Source organism: Dietzia timorensis, assembly GCF_020742175.1.
GTDB classification, from domain to species: Bacteria; Actinomycetota; Actinomycetes; order Mycobacteriales; family Mycobacteriaceae; genus Dietzia; species Dietzia timorensis_A.
On sequence record NZ_DYXM01000171.1, the window covers coordinates 1 to 7,682 of the forward strand.

Here is a 7,682-nt window from a genome sequence, read left to right on the forward strand (position 1 = left end):
CGATCCAGCTGCTGCTGCCCGGCGTGCCGTTCCTGTTCCAGGGGCAGGAGATCGGAGCCGTCAACCAGGACTTTCGCGACATCGGCGAACTGCGCGACGTCGAATCGCTGAACCGCTATGACGAGCTGCGAGCCGCCGGTGCAAGCACCGACGAAGCGTTCGCGCAGGTACTTCCCGGGGCGCGGGACCACGCCCGCGTGCCGATGCGATGGGCGCCGACGGCGGAGGTAGGAGAGAAGTGGTGGCAGCCGGCGGCCGAGTGCTCGGCCGGGTTCACCGTCGCCGAGCAGGCCGGCGACCCGGAATCGGTGCTCGAATTCCACCGGGCGCTCATCCGCCTGCGGCGGGCAGAACCGGCTCTGACGTCGGAGGAGGTCGAATTCCCGCGGCCGCGCTCTCGCGACTACTTTGCGTGGATCCGCCGGGACCCGGGAACGAGCACGGAGATCGCGATCGAGGTCAACCTGACCGCACGGGCGATCGCGCGGCCCGGGGAGGTGGGCACGTCCGACGTCATACTTGCCGCCAACACGGCAGGTGGCGAGCGCGGCGACGAGATGGCGCCATTCGAGGTCACGGTGTCGCGGAGAGGGGAGGCGGTACAGGGTTCGCCGAAATAGACAGAGCGGTCTACACTAGACCAGTCTGTCTATTGCAATTGGATTGGGAGGAAACGTGACGGCACCTGCCCAGGCCGCTACCCAAGAGCTCTCGCATCTCGATGCGCTGGAAGCCGAGTCGGTCCACATTTTTCGTGAGGTCGCTGCCCAGTTCGAGCGCCCCGGAATGCTTTTTTCCGGCGGCAAGGATTCGGTGGTGATGTTCCACCTGGCGCGGAAGGCCTTCTGGCCGGCGCCGATGCCGTTCCCTCTCATGCACGTCGACACCGGACACAACTTCGACGAGGTCATCGAGTACCGCGACCGCGTCGTCGCCGAAACCGGCACGCGGCTCGTCGTCTCGAGCGTCCAGGACGATATCGATGCCGGCCGCGTCATCGAGGACACGAGTCCCGGCGCCTCACGCAACCGCCTGCAGACCGTGTCGCTGCTGCGCGGGATCCAGGAGAACCGCTTCGACGCGGTGTTCGGTGGCGCCCGCCGCGACGAGGAGAAGGCCCGTGCCAAGGAGCGCGTGTTCTCCTTCCGCGACGCGTTCGGCGCGTGGGATCCGCGCGCTCAGCGCCCGGAACTGTGGAGCCTCTACAACGGTAAGCACCGGCGCGGCGAGCACATCCGCGTTTTCCCGCTGTCCAACTGGACCGAGCTGGACATCTGGGAGTACATCGCCCGCGAGAACATCGACCTGCCGCCGATCTATTACGCGCACGAGCGCGAGGTGCTCGAGCGCGACGGCATGCTGCTCGCCAACACCCGTTTCCTCAAGCTGTTCGAGGGCGAGACGTTCCACACTGAGACCGTCCGCTTCCGCACCGTAGGCGATGCGACATGCACCGGCGCCGTCGAATCGACCGCGTCGACGAACGCCGAGGTCGTCGCCGAGGTCGCCGCGACGCGCATCACCGAGCGCGGCGCCACGCGCGCCGACGACCGCATCTCCGAGGCCGGAATGGAAGACCGCAAGAAGGAAGGCTACTTCTGATGACCACCACCGACATCGGAACGTCTCTCGCCCAGGTAGGGCTCGACGAGCAGGCCGACCTTCTGCGCATCGCCACCGCCGGCTCGGTCGACGACGGCAAGTCCACACTCATCGGCCGGCTGCTGTTCGACTCGAAGGCGATCTTCGAGGACCAGCTCGCCTCCGTCGAGGCGACCTCGGAGAAGCGCGGCGACGAATACACCGACCTCGCGCTGCTCACCGACGGCCTACGCTCGGAGCGCGAGCAGGGCATCACGATCGACGTCGCCTACCGCTATTTCTCGACCCCGCGGCGCAAATTCATCATCGCCGACACCCCGGGCCACGTGCAGTACACGCGCAACATGGTCACCGGCGCGTCGACGGCGGACGTCGCGATCATCCTCATCGACGCGCGCAAGGGCGTGCTCGAGCAGACGCGCCGCCACTCGTACCTGTCCTCGCTGCTGGGCATCCCGAACCTCGTGGTGTGCGTGAACAAGATGGATCTCGTCGACTACGACGAGGCCGTGTTCCGCTCGATCCACGCCGATTTCGACGAGTTCGCCGGGAACCTCTCGGTGGGCCGGATCGATTTCGTCCCGATCAGCGCGCTCAAGGGCGACAACGTCGTCACCAAGGTCTCCGACGTCCCCGGCTCCTCGGACGCGATGCCGTGGTACGAGGGCCCGACGATGCTCGACCTGCTCGAGACGATCCGCGTCGCGCACTCGGAGGCTGACGGCGAGTTCCGTTTCCCCGTGCAGTACGTGATCCGCCCGCAGCGTTCGGACGGGCTCGACCACCGCTCCTTCGCGGGCACGATCGCCGGCGGCACCGTGACCGAGGGAGACGAGATCGTCGTCCTCCCGAAGGGTCAGCGCTCCGCCGTCACCAAGATCTGGGCGCCGGGTGGCCGGGAGGTCACCTCCGCCAGGGCTGGCGAGGCCGTGACCATCGCGATCGCCGACGAAATCGACATCGTGCGCGGCGAAATGCTCGCGCACGCCGATGCGCAGCCGAAGCGCGGCACCGAACTCTCGGCGACCGTGTGCTGGTTCGCCGACGACTCCGAGCTCACCCCCGGACGTAACTACCTGCTCAAGCAGACGACCCGCGAGACGCGCAGCGTCGTCACCGCGCTCGACCACCGGCTCGATGTCAACACTCTCGCCACGGACGCGGATGCGGAGACGCTCGCGCTCAACGAGATCGGCCGGGTCACCCTGCGCACGCAGTCCCCGCTCATGTACGACAAGTACGGCGTGAACCGCACCACGGGCGCGTTCATCCTCGTCGACGAGGTCACTGGCGACACCGTCGCCGCCGGCATGATCGAGGGCGCAGGCGAAACCGAATCCGGTGTCGTGTGGCACGCCGGGGCGGTCTCGTCCGGGGATCGTGCCGCTCTGCTCGGTTCTGACGGCGCACGCCGCACCATCTGGTTGACCGGGCTCTCGGGCTCGGGCAAATCGTCGATCGCCACGGAAGTAGAGAAGGCGCTGCTCTCGGCGGGGCACAACGCGTATGTGCTCGACGGAGACAACCTGCGCCACGGCCTGAACTCCGATCTCGGCTTCAGCGAGTCCGACAGGACCGAGAACATCCGCCGCACCGCGGAGGTCGCGGCGCTGCTCACCGACGCCGGAGTCGTCGCGATCTGCGCACTCATCTCGCCGCTCGCGTCTCAGCGCGAACAGGCGCGGCAGGCGCACGACCGCCTCGGCGTCGAGTTCACCGAGGTCTTCGTCGACACGCCCCTCGAAGAGTGCGAGAAGCGCGACCCGAAGGGCATGTACGCGAAGGCGCGCGCCGGGGAGATCGAGAACTTCACCGGTGTTTCCGCCCCCTACGAGGCGCCGAAGAACCCCGATCTGCACATCACACCCGAGGTGGGCACGGCGGCCGAAGCCGCCGAGCGCATCGTCGCACGGCTCTTCGGCGACGACACCTCGACCGTGATCTAGCCCTGTGTCGGGGACTCTCCTCTGATGGCCGAATTCCTGGCAAGCCAGGCACCGATCCTCATGCTCGTGAGCCTGGGGATCGGTGTCGTCATCGGCCTCACCGGCATGGGCGGGGGCGCGCTCATGACGCCCGCGCTCGTGCTGCTCGGCATCCCGCCGACGGTGGCCGTCGCGAACGATCTCGTCGTCAACGCGGCGAACAAAGTCGTCGGCGGGGCCGTGCACTTCAAGCGCGGGAAACCGAACCTCAAGATCGCGATGTGGCTGGTCATCGGCTCGGTGCCGACGGCCTACTTCGGGGCGTGGCTCGTCCACGCGATCGGCGCGGACGATATCCAGGGCCTGCTCAAGCGGGCGATCGGTGTCACGCTTCTCGTCGCGGCGTCGGCGTACGTGCTGCGCGCCTATCTCGAGCTGATCGGCAAGATCTCGTCCGGAACCGACGAGAATCCGCCCGTGCGAATCGTGCCGACCTTGATCATCGGTCTCGTCGGCGGTCTCATGGTCGGAGTCACCTCGGTCGGCTCGGGGACGCTCATCATGATGTGCATCATGCTGCTCTATCCGACGCTCGCTCCGCTTCGGCTCGTCGGCACCGACCTCGTACAGGCCGTGCCTCTCGTCATGGCCGCCGCGGTCGGACATTTGATGGTTACCGGCGTCGACTGGGCGCTCGTGTGGCCGCTGCTCATCGGCGGCACCATCGGGACGTTCATCGGCTCTCGGCTTGCGCCGTGGATGCCGTCGGGAATCATCCGCCGATCGATTTCAATCGTCCTCGCGCTTACCGGTATCGCGATGCTCGGTGCACCGCCGGTTCTCCTGGCGTTCCTCGCCGCCGGCGCGGTTCTGCTCGGACCGGCAGTGTGGGGGTGGGTGCGTCACGCCACCGGGCATGACGCCTTCCCGGGAGTGCACCATCGACACGAGAAGAAGGCCGAGGCGGCCCGCCAATCCCAGAAAACGGAAGGGCCGGATCCCGATTTCGTGATCTAGTCCCGCGCCGCAGGATTGTTGTTCAGCCTCCCGGCGATAGCGCGGCAATACCCGAGGTACTGCGAGACGATGTCGTCCGGATCGAGCTTCCCGCCGGGCCGGTACCAATTCGCGATCGACACGCACAGCGAGGAAATCGCGCGGGCGGCGTCCACGGGGGAGGGGCAGTCGAATTCGCCCGCCTCGTTCCCATCGGCGATCGCCGAGGAGATCATCGCCTGCTCCGCATCGCGGGAGGCCACGTGAACCGCACGGACCTCGGGATCCATGCTCCGCATCTCGGTCGAGGCGACAAATGCCTGCTGCCTTCTGGCGAGGTGGAAAAGGATCAGCGCGGTGATGACGTTGTCGAAACGGCCCGCCGGAGTCCCGTCGGAGTCGGCCTCGGCGGCGCGGGTGTGCTCCAGGAGTTCCTCCATCGCCGCGCCGACAACACCGTCGAGAAGCGACTGCTTAGAGCGGTGGTGGTGGTAGAGGCCGGGTACGGACAGGCCGGCGGCGTCGGCAACCATGCGGATCGACGTGCCGTGATATCCGTGCGCGGCGAAACACTCCAACGCCGCGCGTAGCGAGGCGTCGAGTCTGTCGTCGCCGAACTCGCTCCAGTTCGCGACCATCGAACCTCCTGTGAATTGTGCGGATTTCGATATTACTCGGCCGACGGGGTTGACTTCGGCGGGTGTCACAGATCACACTATCAGGAACCGAGCGATCGTTCGGTCGGGAGTGTACGGGCAATTGCGTGCCCGTTCGAAGCTCCCTCCTTTTCCCGAGTAGGAGAAGCACCATGACGATCTCCCTATCCGCCGCCGACGAGAGCCAGGACCCGCCTCGCGAATCCGGTCCGGTGAGCCCGGCCTCGTCCAGGACCGACATGAAGAGCAAGCGAAAATCGCTCTTCGCCAGCGGCATCGGCAACGTTCTCGAATGGTACGAGTGGAGCGCGTACGCGGTCTTTGCACCGTTTATCGCCGCGGTCATGTTCAATCCGGACAACCAGGTCTCCGCGCTCCTGTCGACGTTCGCGGTCTTCGCGGTCGGCTTCCTCATGCGCCCGCTCGGCGGCATCGTCTTCGGGCGGATAGCCGACAAGAAGGGCCGAAAGTTCGTCCTGGTGACGACGATGATGCTCATGGCCACGGGCTCTCTCATCATCGGCGTCATGCCCACATACGAGTCGGTGGGCGTGTTCGCCTCGGCGATCCTGCTCCTCGCGCGAGTCCTACAGGGCTTCGCCCACGGCGGCGAGTCCGCGACGGCCTACTCCTACGTCGGCGAGATCGCCCCGCCGAACCGTCGTGGCATGTGGGGCTCGGTCACCTTCATCGCAATCTTCGGCGGTTCGGTCCTCGCCTACACCCTCGGCGGCGCGATCACCTCGACCCTGTCGGAAACGGCGGTCGGCGAGTGGGGCTGGCGCATCCCGTTCCTCCTCGGCGCGGTCCTCGCACTCGTCGCGCTCTACATCCGTCGCAACATGGAGGAGTCCGAGGTCTTCCACGAGGAGGACACCGCGATCGCGCCCGAGCCGATCGACAAGAAAGTCCTCGCCAAGGCGATCCTGCTCATGATCGGCATGACCTCGGGGATCACCGCCGCCCACTACACGTGGTCGTCCTACATCTCGACGTTTGCGATCACCGAAAAGGGGGTGGACCCGGACACAGCGTATTGGGCGCTCGTCGTTGCGCAGGTCATTGCGATCGTCTCGCTGCCGCTATTCGGCAGGCTGTCCGACAGCATCGGGCGGCGTCCTATGCTCGCCTTCTTCGCGATCGCGATGGCGGCACTGCAGTTCCCGCTCACGGCAATGATCACCGACGCCGGCTGGACACTGCTCCTGGCGACGACCATCGCGCTGCTCATCATTTCCGTGCCCGCGTGCGTTCTTTCCGCGACGCTGTCCGAGGCATTCCCGACGCGCGTGCGCACCGCCGGAATCGGCTTCGCCTACTCATTCTCGGTCGCTGTGTTCGGCGGCACCGCGCCGTACCTCAATCAGTTGTTCACCAACCACGACGTCGGGTGGATCTTCCACGTCTACGTCATCGTTCTGTCCCTGGCCACGGGCGTTGCCTGCCTCATTATGAAGGAAACTCGCGGCGCCAACCTCAAGGAGGGCTAGAGGCCCATGACCTCGACAACTCACCCCGAACTCGACACCCACAAGCTCATCGCCCATGACGTCGTAGGGCGCAGAATTGCCGCCGCCACAGGCCGCGAGGAATGGTCGTCATTGCGCGCCGAGCTGATCTCAGGTGGGAAGTCGAACCTCACCTTCACCCTGCGATGCGCTGCCGGGGAACTCATCCTGCGGCGTCCGCCGACCGGCGACCTGCTCCCCAGTGCGCACGATATGGCCAGGGAGGCGAAGATCCAGCAAGGTCTTCATGACGGCGCCGTTCCCGTTCCCGCCATCGTCCTCCTGGACGCCGCCGGAGACGATTTCGGCGACCCGTACTACGTGATGGAGAAGGTGCCCGGCCACGTCATTCGGGACGAGCTGCCCGCGGGATACGCCGATTCTGACGCGGACAAGGAGGCGATGGCCGACGCGATGGCCGACGCACTCGCCGCCCTCCACAGGACCGACCCCGACGCTGCCGGGCTCGGCGACCTCGGCAAAAGGACGGGGTATCTCGACCGGCAACTGCGCCGCTGGCTCGGCCAGTCGGAGAAGGCGGCCGAGTCCGTGCGCGCGCCCCAACTACCCGTGCTCGCCGAGGAACTTCGGGCGTCGATGCCGCCGGAGAGGCCGGCGCGCATCACCCACGGCGACTTCCGCATGGACAACTGCGTCTTCGACACGAGAGAACCGGGCCGCATTCGCGCGGTACTCGACTGGGAGCTGTCGACGCTCGGCGATCCGGTCGCCGACCTTGCCCTCGCACTGCTGTACTGGGGAGACGGACAGTGGCCGCAAGCTCCGCTCGTACCGTCGCTCACCCGCGAACCGGGCTGGCCCGGAGCACGGCACCTCCAGGACCGCTACTGCGCCGCCACCGGCACGGACGCCGAATCCCTCGACTGGTACCTCGCATTTTCTGCCTTCAAGTTCGCAGCGATCGCGCAGGGCGTCGCCACCCGGGCCGAGGCCGGCGACATGGCCGGGCAGCACTTCGGCGATCTCGGCGGGCA

General features: G+C 66.7%; 7 protein-coding genes. 6 read left to right on the forward strand and 1 reads right to left on the reverse strand.

Going from position 1 to position 7,682, the window contains the following annotated elements; genetic code table 11:
- The 4 genes from K8V11_RS08840 to K8V11_RS08855 all read left to right on the forward strand — a co-directional run.
- Nucleotides 1–620 (forward strand): DUF3459 domain-containing protein (locus tag K8V11_RS08840; protein WP_303912907.1); only part of this gene is annotated, 620 nt, incomplete at its 5' end.
- A gap of 55 nt (nt 621–675) precedes the next feature.
- Nucleotides 676–1,602: a sulfate adenylyltransferase subunit CysD gene (cysD, locus tag K8V11_RS08845; RefSeq protein WP_303912909.1), complete on the forward strand. Its 927-nt coding sequence runs from the start codon at nt 676–678 to the stop codon at nt 1,600–1,602.
- Entirely contained in the window at nt 1,602–3,548 is a 1,947-nt protein-coding gene (gene cysC / locus K8V11_RS08850) for an adenylyl-sulfate kinase (protein ID WP_303912911.1), read from the forward strand. The genes cysD and cysC overlap by 1 nt, the downstream gene beginning before the upstream one ends.
- Before the next feature lie 24 nt (nt 3,549–3,572).
- On the forward strand, nt 3,573–4,544 hold the full coding sequence (locus K8V11_RS08855; RefSeq protein ID WP_303912912.1) for a sulfite exporter TauE/SafE family protein: 972 nt from the start codon (nt 3,573–3,575) through the stop codon (nt 4,542–4,544).
- On the opposite strand, the gene K8V11_RS08860 is transcribed toward K8V11_RS08855, so the two are convergent.
- Nucleotides 4,541–5,161, reverse strand: a complete 621-nt coding sequence (locus tag K8V11_RS08860; protein ID WP_303912914.1) for a TetR/AcrR family transcriptional regulator — start codon at nt 5,159–5,161, stop codon at nt 4,541–4,543. The genes K8V11_RS08855 and K8V11_RS08860 overlap by 4 nt on opposite strands.
- A gap of 257 nt (nt 5,162–5,418) precedes the next feature.
- Between K8V11_RS08860 and K8V11_RS08865 the strand changes: the two genes are divergently transcribed.
- Both K8V11_RS08865 and K8V11_RS08870 read left to right on the forward strand, forming a co-directional pair.
- A complete protein-coding gene (locus K8V11_RS08865; RefSeq protein ID WP_303912917.1) occupies nt 5,419–6,669 on the forward strand; it encodes an MFS transporter in 1,251 nt (416 codons plus the stop codon).
- Between the two features lie 6 nt (nt 6,670–6,675).
- Nucleotides 6,676–7,682: phosphotransferase family protein (locus K8V11_RS08870; protein WP_303912915.1), on the forward strand; the 1,007-nt coding region annotated here is incomplete at its 3' end.

What these genes read in the sequence shown, in the direction of transcription:
- cysC (WP_303912911.1), top strand. Translation starts at nt 1,602, where the DNA reads ATGACCACCACCGACATCGGAACGTCTCTCGCCCAGGTAGGGCTCGAC.
- K8V11_RS08855 (WP_303912912.1), top strand. Translation starts at nt 3,573, where the DNA reads ATGGCCGAATTCCTGGCAAGCCAGGCACCGATCCTCATGCTCGTGAGC.
- K8V11_RS08860 (WP_303912914.1), bottom strand. Translation starts at nt 5,161, where the DNA reads ATGGTCGCGAACTGGAGCGAGTTCGGCGACGACAGACTCGACGCCTCG.
- K8V11_RS08865 (WP_303912917.1), top strand. Translation starts at nt 5,419, where the DNA reads ATGAAGAGCAAGCGAAAATCGCTCTTCGCCAGCGGCATCGGCAACGTT.